Annotated in this window: 20 protein-coding genes and 1 pseudogene; 20 read left to right on the top strand and 1 reads right to left on the bottom strand. The window is 57.5% G+C overall.

The window, feature by feature from the left end:
- The first annotated feature begins 4 nt into the window (after positions 1–4).
- The 18 genes and pseudogenes from rpmC (at position 5) to rimK (ending at position 10,986) form a co-directional block, all read left to right on the top strand.
- A complete protein-coding gene (gene rpmC, locus CHN51_RS01155; RefSeq protein WP_067198335.1) occupies positions 5–223 on the top strand; it encodes a 50S ribosomal protein L29 in 219 nt (72 codons plus the stop codon).
- Between the two features lie 9 nt (positions 224–232).
- A pseudogene (rpsQ, locus tag CHN51_RS19970) lies at positions 233–463 on the top strand (30S ribosomal protein S17); the annotation flags it as partial.
- Positions 464–675: 212 nt separating this feature from the next.
- On the top strand, positions 676–1,044 hold the full coding sequence (gene rplN, locus CHN51_RS01145; RefSeq protein WP_089132913.1) for a 50S ribosomal protein L14: 369 nt from the start codon (positions 676–678) through the stop codon (positions 1,042–1,044).
- 1 nt (position 1,045) lies between these two features.
- A complete protein-coding gene (rplX, locus tag CHN51_RS01140; RefSeq protein ID WP_100092382.1) occupies positions 1,046–1,369 on the top strand; it encodes a 50S ribosomal protein L24 in 324 nt (107 codons plus the stop codon).
- The gene (gene rplE / locus CHN51_RS01135) at positions 1,362–1,949 is read left to right on the top strand and encodes a 50S ribosomal protein L5 (RefSeq protein WP_100092381.1); all 588 of its coding nucleotides are present in this window, start codon (positions 1,362–1,364) and stop codon (positions 1,947–1,949) included. Before rplX ends, rplE begins: the two co-directional genes overlap by 8 nt.
- A gap of 37 nt (positions 1,950–1,986) precedes the next feature.
- Positions 1,987–2,292, top strand: a complete 306-nt coding sequence (gene rpsN / locus CHN51_RS01130) for a 30S ribosomal protein S14 (protein ID WP_067198343.1) — start codon at positions 1,987–1,989, stop codon at positions 2,290–2,292.
- A gap of 12 nt (positions 2,293–2,304) precedes the next feature.
- On the top strand, positions 2,305–2,700 hold the full coding sequence (gene rpsH / locus CHN51_RS01125; protein ID WP_067198345.1) for a 30S ribosomal protein S8: 396 nt from the start codon (positions 2,305–2,307) through the stop codon (positions 2,698–2,700).
- Positions 2,701–2,702: 2 nt separating this feature from the next.
- On the top strand, positions 2,703–3,236 hold the full coding sequence (gene rplF, locus CHN51_RS01120; RefSeq protein ID WP_100092380.1) for a 50S ribosomal protein L6: 534 nt from the start codon (positions 2,703–2,705) through the stop codon (positions 3,234–3,236).
- A 3-nt stretch (positions 3,237–3,239) separates the two neighbouring features.
- Positions 3,240–3,593 carry a 50S ribosomal protein L18 gene (gene rplR, locus CHN51_RS01115; protein ID WP_089132908.1) on the top strand — a complete coding sequence of 118 codons (354 nt, stop codon included), beginning with the start codon at positions 3,240–3,242 and terminating at the stop codon, positions 3,591–3,593.
- Position 3,594: 1 nt separating this feature from the next.
- Positions 3,595–4,359 (top strand): 30S ribosomal protein S5, encoded by a 765-nt coding sequence (gene rpsE / locus CHN51_RS01110; RefSeq protein WP_100092379.1) that lies wholly within the window; start codon positions 3,595–3,597, stop codon positions 4,357–4,359.
- Positions 4,360–4,364: 5 nt separating this feature from the next.
- Positions 4,365–4,544: a 50S ribosomal protein L30 gene (rpmD, locus tag CHN51_RS01105; protein WP_067198352.1), complete on the top strand. Its 180-nt coding sequence runs from the start codon at positions 4,365–4,367 to the stop codon at positions 4,542–4,544.
- Between the two features lie 45 nt (positions 4,545–4,589).
- Entirely contained in the window at positions 4,590–5,144 is a 555-nt protein-coding gene (gene rplO / locus CHN51_RS01100; protein WP_100092378.1) for a 50S ribosomal protein L15, read from the top strand.
- 199 nt (positions 5,145–5,343) lie between these two features.
- On the top strand, positions 5,344–6,717 hold the full coding sequence (gene secY, locus CHN51_RS01095; RefSeq protein WP_100092377.1) for a preprotein translocase subunit SecY: 1,374 nt from the start codon (positions 5,344–5,346) through the stop codon (positions 6,715–6,717).
- Between the two features lie 44 nt (positions 6,718–6,761).
- Positions 6,762–7,409, top strand: a complete 648-nt coding sequence (locus CHN51_RS01090) for an adenylate kinase (protein WP_100092376.1) — start codon at positions 6,762–6,764, stop codon at positions 7,407–7,409.
- A 24-nt stretch (positions 7,410–7,433) separates the two neighbouring features.
- Positions 7,434–8,060 (top strand): hypothetical protein, encoded by a 627-nt coding sequence (locus tag CHN51_RS01085; protein ID WP_206169923.1) that lies wholly within the window; start codon positions 7,434–7,436, stop codon positions 8,058–8,060.
- Positions 8,061–8,192: 132 nt separating this feature from the next.
- On the top strand, positions 8,193–9,548 hold the full coding sequence (gene gdhA, locus CHN51_RS01080) for an NADP-specific glutamate dehydrogenase (RefSeq protein ID WP_100092375.1): 1,356 nt from the start codon (positions 8,193–8,195) through the stop codon (positions 9,546–9,548).
- Positions 9,549–9,597: 49 nt separating this feature from the next.
- Positions 9,598–10,077: a RimK/LysX family protein gene (locus tag CHN51_RS01075; protein WP_100092374.1), complete on the top strand. Its 480-nt coding sequence runs from the start codon at positions 9,598–9,600 to the stop codon at positions 10,075–10,077.
- A 3-nt stretch (positions 10,078–10,080) separates the two neighbouring features.
- A complete protein-coding gene (gene rimK, locus CHN51_RS01070) occupies positions 10,081–10,986 on the top strand; it encodes a 30S ribosomal protein S6--L-glutamate ligase (RefSeq protein ID WP_100092373.1) in 906 nt (301 codons plus the stop codon).
- A gap of 78 nt (positions 10,987–11,064) precedes the next feature.
- Here the strand turns inward: rimK and CHN51_RS01065 are convergent, their stop codons facing one another.
- A complete protein-coding gene (locus CHN51_RS01065) occupies positions 11,065–12,117 on the bottom strand; it encodes a succinylglutamate desuccinylase/aspartoacylase family protein (protein WP_240616823.1) in 1,053 nt (350 codons plus the stop codon).
- Between the two features lie 434 nt (positions 12,118–12,551).
- Here CHN51_RS01065 and rpsM point away from each other — a divergent pair, with 434 nt between their 5' ends.
- Together rpsM and rpsK are read left to right on the top strand one after the other, a co-directional pair.
- Positions 12,552–12,920: a 30S ribosomal protein S13 gene (gene rpsM / locus CHN51_RS01060; RefSeq protein WP_089132899.1), complete on the top strand. Its 369-nt coding sequence runs from the start codon at positions 12,552–12,554 to the stop codon at positions 12,918–12,920.
- Between the two features lie 50 nt (positions 12,921–12,970).
- The gene (rpsK, locus tag CHN51_RS01055) at positions 12,971–13,360 is read left to right on the top strand and encodes a 30S ribosomal protein S11 (protein ID WP_067198370.1); all 390 of its coding nucleotides are present in this window, start codon (positions 12,971–12,973) and stop codon (positions 13,358–13,360) included.
- Positions 13,361–13,392 lie beyond the last annotated feature (32 nt).

Below are 13,392 nucleotides of genomic sequence, written 5' to 3'. Positions count from 1 at the left end.
CTAGATGAGCATGAAAACTGAAGATTTGCGGACCAAAACCGACGATCAGCTCGAGACCGAACTGGGCGAACTGAAGCGCGAGGCATTTAACCTGCGCTTCCAGGCTGCGACCAATCAGCTCGAAAAACCAAGCCGGACGCGGGAAGTGCGTCGCACGATCGCCCGGATCAAAACATTGCAGGCCGAGCGTGCAAGCGCCGCTCCCGCAGAAGCTAAGGCGTAAGGAACCGATATGCCAAAACGTATTCTCACCGGCACGGTCGTGTCAGACAAGGGCGACAAGACAGTTGTCGTCAATGTCGAACGCAAGGTGAAGCACCCGCTTTACGGAAAAATCATCCGGCGCTCGAAAAAATATCATGCGCATGATGAGAAGAACGAAATCAGCCTCGGCGAAACCGTACGGATTGAAGAAACCCGTCCGATTTCCAAGCTGAAGACCTGGAAAGTTCTGGAGCGGGTCGGCGCAGCAGCCGGTGTTGCGACACCGACGGTCAGCGAGATTACGGCCAGCGATCCGAAGGACGAAAAGGTCAAGGCGCCAGTGAAGCCAGCGGCAGAAGAAAAAGCCGAAGCTACGCCAGCCGCCGAATAGTTTAGAATATCCCGGGTCTGCCGGGGTGACGAAGTAGGAAACGTCCGGCTCGCCGGGTATATGAAGAAGGAATTGGATCCATGATCCAGATGCAATCGAACCTGGAGGTCGCTGACAATAGCGGCGCCAAACGCGTGCAGTGCATCAAGGTGCTGGGCGGCTCGAAGCGTCGCTTTGCCGGCGTCGGCGACATCATTGTCGTGTCGATCAAGGAAGCAGCGCCGCGCGGCAAGGTCAAGAAGGGCGACGTTCACCGTGCGGTGATCGTTCGTACCAAGAAGGACATTCGTCGCAAGGACGGATCGGTCATTCGGTTCGACAGCAATGCTGCGGTTTTGGTGAACAACAACCAGGAGCCAATCGGCACCCGTATTTTTGGCCCCGTGGTTCGTGAACTGCGTGCGAAAAAGCATATGAAAATCATCAGCCTAGCGCCGGAGGTGCTCTAAAATGGCCAATGCAAAGATCAAAAAAGGCGATACCGTCGTGATCCTGTCCGGCAAGGACAAGGGCAAGTCGGGTGAAGTCACCAAGGTGATGCCGAAAGATGACAAGGTCATCGTTTCCGGCGTGAACATTGCTGTGCGCCACCGCAAACCGACCCAGGCCAATCCCCAGGGTGGTCTCGAGCGGCGCGAAGCGGCGATGCACATCAGCAAAGTCGCTGTGGCGGATCCGAAAGACGGCAAGCCGACACGCGTCAGATTTGAAAAGACAGAAGACGGAAAGATGCAGCGGATCGCTGTAAAGTCCGGGGAGAAAGTCGATGGCTGATAAAAAATATATCCCTCGCATGCGCAAGAAATATGACGATGAAATCGTCAAGGCGATGCAGGAAAAGTTCAACTACAGCAACGCCATGGAAGTTCCTCGGATCACCATGGTTACCATCAACATGGGTGTTGGCGAAGGTAGTCAGGACAAGAAGAAAGTTGCGACCGCTGCAGCCGAAATGGAATTGATTGCCGGCCAGAAGCCAGTGATCACCAAGGCGAAAAACTCGATCGCGACGTTCAAATTGCGTGAAGGCATGCCGATTGGCTGCAAGGTCAATCTGCGCCGGGAACGGATGTACGAATTTATCGATCGTCTGGTTACCGTTGCCATGCCTCGCATCCGGGATTTCAGGGGTCTGAATCCGAAAAGCTTTGACGGACGCGGCAATTTTGCCATGGGCCTGAAAGAGCAGATCATTTTCCCCGAGATCGCCTATGACAACATCGACGTTGTCCGCGGCATGGACGTGATTGTGACGACTACAGCAAAAACAGACGACGAGGCGCGTGCGCTTCTGGCATTGTTCGGTTTCCCGTTCCCCAAAGAGGAACAATCGGAAGAAAAAGAAGCCGCGTAAGCGCGCTTCATTATACGGAAGGACGAGAACTTAAGTCATGGCGAAACTGAGTTCCATTAACAGAAACGAAAAACGCAAACGGATGGTGAAGAAATACGCCGGCCGTTATGCGAAACTGAAGGCGATGGCATCGGATCAGTCTCTCGACGAGACCGAACGGCTGATGGCGCGCCTGAAAATGGCGGAAATTCCGCGCAACGCGAATCCAACCCGCGTGCGCAACCGCTGTGAAACCACAGGACGTCCGCGCGGCTATTACCGCAAGTTCCGCCTGTGCCGCATCGAGCTGAGAGACATGGCCAATAAAGGTCTGATTCCCGGCGTAACGAAATCAAGCTGGTAAGGGAGAGATAATATGGCTTTTACCGATCCCTTGGGTGACATGCTCACCCGTATCCGTAACGGACAACAGGCACGCAAGGACAGCGTCGTAACGCCTGCGTCCAAATTGCGTGGTGCCGTCCTCGAAGTGTTGCAGCGCGAAGGTTATATTCGTGGCTACAGCGAAGAAGAGGTCAACAAGCACCCCGGTCTGCGGATTGAACTGAAATATTTTGAAGGTCAGCCGGCAATTCGCCACGTGGCCCGTGTTTCAAAGCCTGGTCGTCGCGTCTATAGCGGTTCGGAAGATCTGCCACGGGTTCGCAACGGCTTGGGCATAACAATCGTATCGACGCCACAAGGTGTTCTCTCTGACGCGGAAGCGCGTCAGGCGAAGGTCGGCGGCGAAGTACTGGCTGAGGTATTCTAATCATGTCCCGTATTGGCAAAAAATCTGTGGCTATTCCGGACGGCGTCACCGCCGTGATGGAAGATGGTCTGGTCAAGGTCAAAGGACCCAAGGGCGAGCTTTCGACCCCGATGGTTGACGACCTGACTTACGAACTGGGCGACGGTGGATTGCTGGTCAAGCCAGCAAACAAGTCGAAAACCGCTCGTGCATTCTGGGGAATGCAGCGCACGCTGGTCCAGAATCTGGTCGACGGTGTAACCTCCGGCTTCACCAAGGTTCTGGAAATCAACGGCGTTGGTTATCGTGCGGCGGCTCAGGGCAAGAACCTGAACCTGCAACTCGGTTACAGCCATGACGTGAATTTCGCGATCCCGGACGGCATCGAGATCAAGACGCCTGACCAGACGACGATCGAAATCACCGGCATGGACAAACAGCAAGTTGGCCAGGTCGCTGCCGAAATCCGGCGCTGGCGCAAGCCCGAACCGTATAAGGGCAAGGGCATCAAATATCGCGGCGAATATATTTTCCGCAAAGAAGGGAAGAAGAAATAAGCCATGGCGAATATTTCTCAGTTCAAACGGCGCCAGCAACGCGTACGCAGCAAATTGCGGAAGCGCGGGCTCTCAAAGCCTCGTTTGTCCGTGCATCGCACGAGCCGGCACATCTATGCCCAGGTTATCGACGATGCCGAGGGCAAAACGCTGGCTTCCGCTTCGACCATCGACAAAGCGTCCAAAGTCAAAACCGGTGCGGATAGCAAAGCCGCGGCCGATGTCGGCAAGCGCGTTGCCGAAGCTGCCAAGAAGGCGGGCGTTAAAGAAGTAATTTTTGACCGTGGCGGGTTCCTGTTTCACGGACGTGTGAAGGCTCTGGCCGACGCAGCACGTGAAGGCGGATTGGAGTTTTAATATGGCTGATGAAAAAACAACACCAGAAGGCGCGGCACAGCCGGGTACAACTGGCGAAGGCAATCAGCCTGAAGCAGCTGTAGCACCCGAAGCCAAAACCGGTGGTCCGGAGCGTCAGTCGCGCGGTGGAAACCGTGGCGGTGGCAATCGTGACAACCGCGGTGGCGGTCGTGACAATCGTGGCGGCGGACGCAACAATCGCGGCGGCCGTGGCAACAATAATGACGGCGGCGAAGAGCTGATCGAGAAACTGGTTCACATCAACCGCGTTTCCAAGACTGTTAAGGGCGGTAAGCGCTTCGGTTTCGCAGCATTGGTTGTTGTCGGCGACGGCAAGGGCCGGGCCGGCTTCGGCAAGGGCAAGGCGCGCGAAGTGCCGGAAGCTATTACCAAGGCAACCGCTGCTGCAAAGAAATCGATGGTTCGTGTACCGCTTCGCGAAGGCCGCACGCTGCATCATGATGGCACTGGCCACTTCGGCGCGGGTAACGTGACCGTACGTTCGGCGCCTCCGGGTACCGGTATCATTGCCGGTGGTCCAATGCGTGCCGTTTTCGAAAGCCTCGGCGTTTCCGACGTTGTGACCAAGTCGAATGGTACAGCCAATCCCTACAACATGATCCGCGCAACTTTTGCCGCACTGGCCGATCAGTCCAGCCCGAAGGCCGTGTCCCAGCGTCGCGGCAAGAAAGTGACCGACCTGCTTGCACGTGCCGGTGGTTCGGCTGCTGAAGTGGCAGCAGATGCCGCGGCAGTTACGGAGTAATTTTGATGGCGAAAATTAAGATCAAGCAGATCGGTTCACCGATCCGTCGTCCGGAATCGCAGCGCAAGACGCTGATCGGTCTCGGCCTCAACAAGATGCACCGTGTTTCCGAACTGGAAGATACCGCTGAAGTCCGCGGCATGATCGGCAAGGTACATCATCTGGTGGAAGTTCTCGAAGGATAATATCCCGGACTTCCGTGCGAATAAAAGCGAAAGCGAGTACAAGACATGAAACTGAACGAACTTAAAGACAATGAAGGCGCGCGCAAGTCGCGCATGCGTATTGGCCGCGGCATTGGCTCGGGCAAAGGCAAGACCGGCGGACGTGGCCAAAAGGGCCAGAAATCCCGTTCCGGTGTTTCGATCAACGGATTTGAAGGCGGCCAGATGCCGCTCCACATGCGTCTTCCGAAGCGTGGTTTCAACAACCCGTTCGGTACCGACTATGCGGAAGTGAACCTGGGCATGATCCAGAAGTTCCTCGACAGCAAAAGCCTCGACGGCAAAGGCACGATCGATCACGCAACCCTGAAGGCTGCTGGTCTCGCTCGTGGCGGCAAGGACGGCGTTCGTCTGCTTGCCAAGGGTGAACTGAAGTCCAAAATCACGATCGCCGTTGCCGGTGCTTCGAAAGCTGCTGTTGCAGCGGTCGAAAAAGCGGGCGGCAAGGTCGAAATTCTTCCAGCGGGTGGCGAGCGCCGGCCCAAGGGCGAGAAAAAGGCTGTAGCTTCCAAGCCAGCGCGCGAGAAAAAAGCCGCTAACAAGGCGAAAAAGAACGATTGATCTTCGAGAGGCGCTAGTTTTAGCGCCTCTTTTTCTGGCCCCTTGTTTTTGATGCATTAACATCCGATATGGGGCGGGTTGCATAGTTGCACACGCAGCTATTCATCTCCGGAGATTGCAACAAGTCGCAATAGTTGGAGATGGGCCTCTGCCTCCGCAGGGGCGCGTTGCAAACTAATAGTGGGCAGGGAAGTCAAGCATGGCATCAAGAGCCGATCAGGTCGCAGCGAATCTCAACCTGGCAAAATTTGGCGAAGCGACCGAATTGCGGAAACGCATCTGGTTTACGCTTGGCGCGCTCGTTATTTTCCGTCTGCTCAGCTTTGTTCCGCTGCCTGGCGTGGATCCGGTTGTTCTGGCTGATCTCTACGATCAGACCCGCGGCGGCGTTCTCGACATTTTCAATACATTTTCCGGCGGTTCGCTGGAACGGATGAGCCTGATCGCGCTGGGCGTCATGCCCTATATTACCGCTTCGATCGTCGTCCAGCTTGCGGCGGCGCTGTCGCCGACCCTGGCCGCGGTCAAGAAAGAAGGCGAATCCGGACGCAAGAAGCTCAATCAATATACCCGCTACGGCACGGTTGGCCTGACCGCCGTCCAGGGCTATTTCATTGCCGTAGGTCTGGAAAGCTTCGCTTCCCAATCCGGCCTGCAGGCTGTGGTCGAGCCCGGCTATATGTTCCGTATCGGCGCTGTTATCAGTCTGGTTGGTGGTACGCTCTTCCTGATGTGGCTGGGTGAGCAGATCACTAGCCGCGGTATCGGCAACGGTATCTCGCTGATCATCATGGCCGGTATTGTCGCGCAGATGCCGACTTTTGTCGCCAACCTCATGGAAGGCAGCCGCACCGGTTCGATCAGCGCGCTGACGATCGTCGGACTGATTGCGATGGTGGCCGGTCTGGTGCTGTTCATCAGCTTTATGGAACGCGCCCAGCGACGGGTGCTGATCCAATATCCGAAACGTGCCACCCAGCATGGTGTCATGCAGGCCGACCGCAGCCATTTGCCGCTCAAGGTGAATACCGCAGGCGTGATCCCGCCGATCTTCGCATCCTCGCTCTTGCTGATGCCGCTGACGGTCAGCCAGTTTGCCGGCAATGCGACCGCCGGCGAAACATGGTTTGGCGATTTTGTCATCTCCTTGAACCAGTATCTGGCCCATGGCCAGCCGCTCTACATGGCGCTCTATGCCGCCGGCATCATCTTCTTCTGCTTCTTCTACACCGCGGTTGTCTTCAACCCGGAAGAGACGGCAGAGAATCTCAAGAAGAATGGCGGTTTTGTTCCGGGTATCCGTCCGGGCAAGAATACCGCTGATTATCTTGATTATGTTCTGACCCGCATCACCGTGGTCGGCGCAGCCTATCTGGCCTTTGTCTGTGTCCTGCCGGAATATGTCATGGCCCAGACCAGTCTGCCGATCTTCTTCCTCGGCGGCACCAGCCTGTTGATCGTCGTCAATGTCACCGTCGACACGGTCACACAGATTCAGAGCCATTTGCTGGCGCTGCAATATGGTGATCTGCTCAAGAAAGCCAAACTCAAGGGTGGTCGGCGTAAACGCTAGATAGCCCAGCAGTTCAGACTCATCATAATTTTCAGGGGACAATCATGGACATTATTTTGTTGGGACCGCCGGGTGCCGGGAAGGGGACCCAGGCCAGTCGTCTCGAAGATGAACATGGCATGGTCCAACTGTCCACGGGTGACATGCTGCGTGCAGCGGTAAAGGCCGGCACCGAAGTCGGCAAGAAGGCCAAGGCGCTGATGGATGCCGGGGCGCTGGTTCCCGATGAAGTGGTTTCCGGCATAATCGGCGACAAGCTGGACGAGCTTGGTTCGGAAAAGGGCGTTATTTTTGACGGCTATCCCCGGACCGCCGCGCAGGCTGAATCGCTGGACGAAATATTGGCCGAAAGAGGCCGTACTTTGTCCCATGTTATCGAGCTGGGTGTCGACGAAGACGCGCTGGTCGAACGTATCGTCGGGCGCTTCACCTGCGGGAAATGCGGCGAAGGCTATCACGAAATCTTCAAGAAGCCAGCGGTTGAAGGCGTCTGCGACGTTTGTGGCTCCAGCGAATTCAAGCGGCGCCCCGACGACAATGAAGAAACCGTGCGCACCCGCATGCAGGAATATCGCGCGAAGACGGCACCGATCTTGCCGATCTACGAAAAACGCGGCATCGTCCGCAAGGTTGACGGCATGGGCAGCATGGCGGAAGTCAACGAAGCAATCGAGGCGGCGCTGTCGCTTTGAAGTAATCCGAGGGGGGACAGGGTCATGGCCAAGCCGGCATTTCACGCAATATGGGGAATGGCGGCGCTTTGCAGCATGACCGCCGCGCAGGCCGAGGTAACCAACACGGCCGACAATGGCTTCACCGTACAGCACCAGACGGTGATAGCCGGCGACAGCGAATCTGTCTGGAAGGCGATGATCGCGCCATCCCGTTACTGGAATCCCGATCACAGCTGGTCCGGCGATGCCGCGAATTTCTATCTCGTGCCCCAGGCCGGCGGTTGCTTTTGCGAGCTGATCCGGACGACCTCGGACGACAATATCAAGAGCTCCGAGGGCAGCGTCCAGCACATGCGCGTGATCTATGCGCGCAACCACAAAATGCTGCGGCTATCGGGGGCGCTAGGCCCGCTGCAGGGTGAAGCGGTAACCGCCACGCTGACCATGTTGCTGCAGCCGCAGGCCGACAAGACCGTGGTCCGGTTCACCTATAAAGTGGGTGGCTATATGGAGTTTCCCGTCGACCAGATCGCTCCTGCGGTGGACGGCGTAATCGGTGAGCAGTTGCAGCGGCTGTCAGCATTATTCGGCGAACCGGAGGACGCCGGGGAAGAGGCTCCGGCGGATTCCACCGCTCCGATCGATGAAGAGACCGAAGATACGCCCTGATTTCGGCTCAATATCAACACTTTACCTAGCCCGACTAATAGTTCTATTGTGTATTCCTCCTGTTGGCGACTCGAATGCGTCGTCCACGGGGAAACGGGTCGTACCGATATTGAATATAAGAGGGGGTAGACGATGGCCGTTTCCGATCATGTAGATTTTCCGACTTTCATGGAGGGCGTCAAGAAACGCAATCCGGGCCAACCTGAATTTTGTCAGGCGGTGCAGGAAGTCGCGATGGATATTTTCGATTTCATCGAGGACAAGGAAGCCTATCACAGCGCACAGATTTTGCGGCGGATAGCCGAACCCGACCGGGTCGTATCCTTTCGCGTCTGCTGGGAAGACGACAATCACTGCATCCGGGTTCAGCGCGGTTTCCGCGTCCAGAACAACAATGCCATCGGCCCCTATAAGGGCGGCATCCGTTTCCACCCCAGCGTAACCGAGAGCGTTCTGAAATTCCTCGCCTTCGAGCAGACATTCAAAAACGCGCTGACCGGACTGCCGATGGGTGGCGGCAAGGGCGGTGCAAATTTCAACCCCAAGGGCAAGTCTGACGCCGAAGTCATGCGCTTCTGCCAGTCGTTCATGACCGAGCTCTATCGCCATATCGGACCGGACACGGATGTCCCTGCCGGCGACATCGGCGTGGGCGGGCGCGAGATCGGCTATATGTTCGGCCAGTACAAGCGGATCACCAACCGCTGGGAAGGCGTGCTGACCGGCAAGGGCATCGAATATGGCGGCTCGCAGATGCGGCCCGAAGCGACCGGCTACGGCGCGGTCTATTTCATGGAAAATATGCTCAAGCACCGCAATGACGCGATCGCCGGCAAGACAGCGGTGATCTCCGGTTCCGGCAATGTCGCGACCCATGCCGCCGAGCAGATCACCAAACAGGGCGGCAAGGTCCTGACGCTGTCGGACAGCGGCGGCTTCATCCATGATCCCGATGGCATCGACCAGGAGAAGATCGACTGGGTCAAGCACCACAAGACCCATACGCGGGGCCGGATCAGCGACTATACCGATCATTTCACCGGCGCATCCTATCATGAAGGCAAGCGCCCCTGGAGCGTGCCCTGCGACCTGGCCTTGCCCTGCGCGACGCAAAATGAACTCAACGAAGAGGAAGCCAGGGAATTGGTCGCCAATGGCGTGGTCGCCGTATCGGAAGGCGCGAACATGCCGACCACGCTGGACGGCGTCCACGTCTTCCACGATGCGAAGATCATGTACGGACCGGGCAAGGCGGCCAATGCCGGCGGCGTCGCGGTCTCCGGCCTCGAAATGAGCCAGAATGCCGAGCGGATCAGCTGGAACCACGAGCGGCTCGGCGAGATGCTGACCGAACTGATGCAGGGCATCCACGGCAAATGCGTCGAATATGGCGATCAGGGCGACGGCTATGTCGATTATGTGAAGGGCGCCAATATCGCGGGCTTCAAGAAAGTGGCCGATGCCATGCTCGCTTACGGCGTCGTCTAGACTATAATTATCTTGCGCAAGATTGCGCCATCGGCCAGATATCCGGTCGATGGCGCAAGCAAATATCCCGAAGGTGAAACCGCTCCCGAAAAAACTCAGGGAGCCGTGCGAAATCGGGTGGTGCGAGCTGATTGACATCCCCGGCCTCGGGGTCAGAAATCTCCACGCCAAGGTCGACACCGGCGCAGCGACCTCCTCGCTCCACGCCACCCATATTAAGCCGTTTGAAAAAGACGGGCAGCCCTATGTTCGTTTCACCATTCCGATGGGTGCGGGCACAGCCGACTATCATTGCGAAGCGCTGGTTTACGGCCAGCGCAGAATAAAGAGTAGCAATGGTGTCATGCAAACCCGTTATGTGATAGAAACGGTCATGAAGCTCGGACCACTGGAGTGGGTCGGGCATATGACTCTTGCCAATCGGCAATCAATGATATTCCCGGTCCTGATAGGACGCCGGGCGCTCAAGCGGGGCTTCCTCGTCAACAGCGCCAAGCGCTGGATGCTGGGCCGGCACCAGGAAAGATAATTTATGAAAATCGCCATGCTCGCCCGTAATCCGAACCTTTATTCGCACAAGAGGTTTGTTGCGGCAGCGGAAGAGCGTGGCCACACGCTCGACATATTGAACACAACCCGTTGCACGGTGAACATCGCCAGCCATCGGCCGACGATCACCTATGACGGGGCAACGCTGGAAGGCTATGAGGCCGTGATCCCGCGGATTGGCGCATCTATCACCAACTATGGCACCGCCGTGGTTCGGCAGTTCGAGATGGCCGGGGTCTGGCCGCTGAACGAAAGCGTGGCGATCGGCCGTAGCCGGGACAAGCTGCGGTCGATGCAGATCCTGGCCAAATACGGGCTCGGCTTGCCGCTGACCGCTTATGCCAATGATCCGAAGCAGGCCGAGGAAATTATCAAGGCCGTCAACGGCCCGCCGGTTGTCATCAAATTGCTCGAAGGCACCCAGGGCATCGGTGTGGTGCTCGCCGAGACCATGTCGAGCGCCAAGTCTGTGATCGAGGCCTTCCGCGGCGCCAACGTGAACATCCTGGTACAGGAATTCATCAAGGAAGCCGGCGGCACCGACATCCGCGCGCTGGTCGTGGGCGGCAAAGTGGTCGCCGCCATGAAGCGCACCGGTGCACCGGACGATTTCCGCTCCAACTTGCATCGCGGCGGCAGCGCCCAGATCGTGAAGATTACGCCGGAAGAACGTTCGACCGCGGTCCGTGCGGCCAAGCATATGGGCCTGAATGTCTGCGGCGTCGACATGTTGCGCTCCAACCATGGTCCGGTGATCATGGAAGTGAACAGCTCGCCCGGGCTCGAAGGCATTGAAAACGCCACCGGCAAGGATGTAGCGGGCCTGATCATCGAATTTATCGAGAAGAATGCCAAGCCCGGGAAGACCAAGACGCGCGGCAAGGGCTAGGCCTGACGCCGCCGTCGATCAGTCCGCCGGAGCCAAGGCAAGACCCGGCGGACCAACGAACGCCAAGCTTCCGCCTGCCTAAATAACCTCATCCTCGTCGAGCAACTGGTTGCTGGTGATCTCGCCCTCGATCCGCTCCAGCCTTTCGCTCACCGTATCGAAAATCCGCACTTCAGCGATATGGAGCAGCGCGTCGCCCTGGTTGACCACCGGCAGATTGCTGTGGCCGATGACGATGCCGTCGACCGGGGAGAGGATCGCCTCTTCGCCGTCGCCGAATATATCGCTGATCGAGGCGACGGTGTCGCCCTTGTGGACCTTGCTGCCGGAGGGTGAGGCCAGCCGGCAGATGCCGCCCCGGGTCGAGCGCAGCCAGACCGTGCGGGTCGCCCGGGCAGGCGGTGCGCCGCGTTTGCCGAGCCGCTTGGTTTCGATCATCTCCAGTTTCTTGAGCACCCGCAAGATACCGTTGACCCCGGTCAGGACGGAAAACTCGTCGAAGCGCAGGGCTTCGCCGGCTTCCATGAGCAGCATGTCGACGCCGGCGTCGCGGGCCAGCGCGCGCAGCGAGCCGGGGCGCAAGTCTGCCTCGATGACGACCGGCGGCCCGAATTCGAGCGCCAGTTCCTTGAGCTCGGCATTGCCCGAGGCGATGCGGATCTGCGGCAGATTATAGCGATGCTGCGCGGCGCTGTGGATATCGATGCCAAGCGTGCAGCGATCGATAATCTCGGTGGTGAAAATATTGGCCAGCTGCGAGGCGAGCGAGCCCCGCTCGGTGCCCGGAAAGGACCGGTTGAGGTCGCGGCGGTCGGGCAGGTAGCGGCTGTGGGTGATGAAACCGAACATGTTGACCACTGGTACGAAGATAACCGTCCCGGCCATGCGCGAGGGATGGAGTTTCTTCATCACCCGGCGGATGATTTCGGTGCCGATAATTTCGTCGCCGTGGATCGCCGCGCTGACAAAGATGGTCGGTCCGGCGCGTTTGCCGTGAAAGACGCGCACTTCCATATTGGCCTGCATCCCGGCCGAGAGATCGCTGATCGGAATGGCAATATCGCCGGTCTTTCCCGGTTCAATCGTCTGCCCGCCGATTGCGAACAGGTCATGCTTGTCTCTGTTGGTCAATGAATGTCCCCGTTATGATGCGGCGAACGCTAGTGCATTTTGGCGGCAAAGCGAAGCAGGAACGCGCACCGGGCGCGTCGCTTGTCCAGCCTGCGCCAGCGATCGTCAAAGGGGATGATTGCCGATCAGTCCGGCACGGGCCAGCTGACATATGCATCGCTATGCCGGAAAACGGAGATCGAACATTTGACCTCGCTCCTTATCTGGTTACACAGGGCAGTGTCTCGCGCTGGCAGGGAATAGCTGGTTTTGCGGCTATTCCAGTGTTGACAGTCGCAGCGTTTCTCCCTATTTCGGCTTCATTCGAAACCAATTTGAACCGGCAACACCCTTTGTGGTGCGCGCTGGTTTTGTGCGTTTCGGGTGTGTTTTTAACGACTTGGCTATGAGATAGGTCCCGGCGAATCGGTCCCTGTGGAGCATGGAGAAATATATTGGCACGTATTGCTGGGGTAAATATCCCCACTAACAAGCGCGTAATCATTGCGCTTACCTACATTCACGGTATCGGACGCACGGCTGCGGCTGAAATTGTTGAAAAACTGAAGATTGATCCGACCCGCCGGGTTCAGGATCTCACCGATCAGGAAATTTTGCACATTCGTGAAACGATCGACGCCGAACATACGGTCGAAGGCGATCTGCGTCGTGAAGTTGCAATGAACATCAAGCGTTTGATGGATCTGGCCTGCTATCGCGGCCTGCGTCACCGTAAGGGCCTTCCCGTTCGCGGACAGCGTACGCATACCAATGCACGCACCCGTAAAGGCAAGCCCAAGGCGATTGCTGGCAAAAAGAAATAAGACTTGTCTTCTGGCAAGTATCTTCAAGATATTAGGTAGGAATTGATCACATGGCACGCGAACCGCAGCGCATAAAGAAAAGTGCGCGCAAAAACATTTCGGCAGGCGTAGCGCACGTCAATGCCACTTTCAACAATACGATGGTCACCATCACCGATGCCCAGGGCAATGCGATAAGCTGGTCCTCGGCAGGCATGATGGGTTTCAAGGGCTCTCGCAAGTCGACACCTTATGCCGCTCAGGTTGCAGCAGAAGACGCTGGCAAGAAAGCCGCAGACCATGGTGTGCGGACTCTCGAAGTCGAAGTGAAAGGTCCCGGCTCCGGTCGTGAATCCGCTCTTCGTGCACTTCAGGCTGTTGGTTTCACGATCACCTCGATCCGTGACGTCACGCCGATCCCGCACAATGGTGTTCGCCCATCGAAACGGCGCCGCGTCTAAAACCGCTTGCGTTTCTGGGACAGGCCGGTGGG

The organism is Sphingorhabdus sp. YGSMI21 (genome assembly GCF_002776575.1).
Classification (GTDB): Bacteria; Pseudomonadota; Alphaproteobacteria; order Sphingomonadales; family Sphingomonadaceae; genus Parasphingorhabdus.
Note: the sequence above shows the minus strand (reverse complement) of the source record. Positions and strands in the feature narration are given on the sequence as shown.

Coding starts and splice junctions, on each gene's coding strand:
- rplO (WP_100092378.1), top strand. CDS start 4,590: ATGAAACTGAACGAACTTAAAGACAATGAAGGCGCGCGCAAGTCGCGC.
- rplF (WP_100092380.1), top strand. CDS start 2,703: ATGTCCCGTATTGGCAAAAAATCTGTGGCTATTCCGGACGGCGTCACC.
- secY (WP_100092377.1), top strand. CDS start 5,344: ATGGCATCAAGAGCCGATCAGGTCGCAGCGAATCTCAACCTGGCAAAA.
- rpsK (WP_067198370.1), top strand. CDS start 12,971: ATGGCACGCGAACCGCAGCGCATAAAGAAAAGTGCGCGCAAAAACATT.
- rpsH (WP_067198345.1), top strand. CDS start 2,305: ATGGCTTTTACCGATCCCTTGGGTGACATGCTCACCCGTATCCGTAAC.
- rplN (WP_089132913.1), top strand. CDS start 676: ATGATCCAGATGCAATCGAACCTGGAGGTCGCTGACAATAGCGGCGCC.
- rpsN (WP_067198343.1), top strand. CDS start 1,987: ATGGCGAAACTGAGTTCCATTAACAGAAACGAAAAACGCAAACGGATG.
- CHN51_RS01085 (WP_206169923.1), top strand. CDS start 7,434: ATGGCCAAGCCGGCATTTCACGCAATATGGGGAATGGCGGCGCTTTGC.
- CHN51_RS01090 (WP_100092376.1), top strand. CDS start 6,762: ATGGACATTATTTTGTTGGGACCGCCGGGTGCCGGGAAGGGGACCCAG.
- rpmD (WP_067198352.1), top strand. CDS start 4,365: ATGGCGAAAATTAAGATCAAGCAGATCGGTTCACCGATCCGTCGTCCG.
- rimK (WP_100092373.1), top strand. CDS start 10,081: ATGAAAATCGCCATGCTCGCCCGTAATCCGAACCTTTATTCGCACAAG.
- rplX (WP_100092382.1), top strand. CDS start 1,046: ATGGCCAATGCAAAGATCAAAAAAGGCGATACCGTCGTGATCCTGTCC.
- rplR (WP_089132908.1), top strand. CDS start 3,240: ATGGCGAATATTTCTCAGTTCAAACGGCGCCAGCAACGCGTACGCAGC.
- rplE (WP_100092381.1), top strand. CDS start 1,362: ATGGCTGATAAAAAATATATCCCTCGCATGCGCAAGAAATATGACGAT.
- rpsE (WP_100092379.1), top strand. CDS start 3,595: ATGGCTGATGAAAAAACAACACCAGAAGGCGCGGCACAGCCGGGTACA.
- rpmC (WP_067198335.1), top strand. CDS start 5: ATGAGCATGAAAACTGAAGATTTGCGGACCAAAACCGACGATCAGCTC.
- CHN51_RS01075 (WP_100092374.1), top strand. CDS start 9,598: ATGGCGCAAGCAAATATCCCGAAGGTGAAACCGCTCCCGAAAAAACTC.
- gdhA (WP_100092375.1), top strand. CDS start 8,193: ATGGCCGTTTCCGATCATGTAGATTTTCCGACTTTCATGGAGGGCGTC.